The 918-nt window shown below is 65.7% G+C and carries 1 protein-coding gene; it reads right to left on the reverse strand.

The features are described from left to right. Positions 1–31: 31 nt before the first annotated feature. The coding region (locus ACFPN9_RS17065) for a transposase (RefSeq protein WP_377817291.1) at positions 32–918 on the reverse strand (887 nt) is incomplete at its 5' end.

Genomic DNA, 918 nt, shown 5'->3' on the forward strand with positions numbered 1-918 from the left:
GGGTCTGACGCAGTTCTGCTGACGCTTGGGGTCATTGCGCGCCGATCAGACGGGCTTGGAGGAGATCGATCTTTCCGCGGCCGTACATTTGGCGTTTGACGAGCTTGAGCCGGGTGATCTGGCCCTCGGTTTGACCGTTCGACCAGACGGAGAGGATTGCTGCTCGGACCGCGGCCTCGTCTCGTCGGACGCCGTTCGCCAACGAGGCGACCAGGCTTTGGGAGGCGCTCTCGATCCAGGAAGCCAAAGGCTCGGCCCGCCTCGACCTGATCATGGCATGGAAGTCGGCGACGATCTCGCGAGCCTCGACCAAGGCCGGCACGCCGTTCTCAATCGCGGCGATCGTAACAGTTTCGGCCTTCGTGAGATGGTCGCGACCGGTGGTCATCAACCTCGCGATGGTCCGGGCCGACGGGACACGTGCGAGACTGCTTGCGTCCGCTTTCTCAGCGCGCCGGCGGCGAGTTGCCCATTCGGAGACAACCCTGAGGCTTCCCCGAAAGCCGTTCCTTCGCATTGTGCGCCAGAGGGCGGATGCATTGCGGTCGCCGGCGTCCCATTGCGCATCCAACCAGGGTAGATGCGCTTCCAGAGAACTCTGGCGAGGTCGGAAGACGTCGCTGCGCTCGCCGCGGACGATCCGCCTGACGGTCTGGCGGTGATGGCCCGTGCGCCTGACGATCTGTTTGATCGGCACGCCCTCCTGCCACAGCGCGAGGATCGCTGCGTTTGTCTCCTCGCGCCGCAGATACCCGTCATATTGCAGCTTCTCCGCCGCCGTCAGGAGCGCGGGGTTGACGACGGTGGCGCCGATGGCGCCGCGGATCTGGCGCATCGACTTGCGCACGGCGTCGAGGAAAGCGCGGCTGGCGTTCTCCATCAGGTGCCAGCGGTCGGCAACCTGGACGGCCTGCGGCA

The sequence above is a fragment of the Allobosea massiliensis genome, assembly GCF_042655245.1.
GTDB classification, from domain to species: Bacteria; Pseudomonadota; Alphaproteobacteria; order Rhizobiales; family Beijerinckiaceae; genus Allobosea; species Allobosea massiliensis.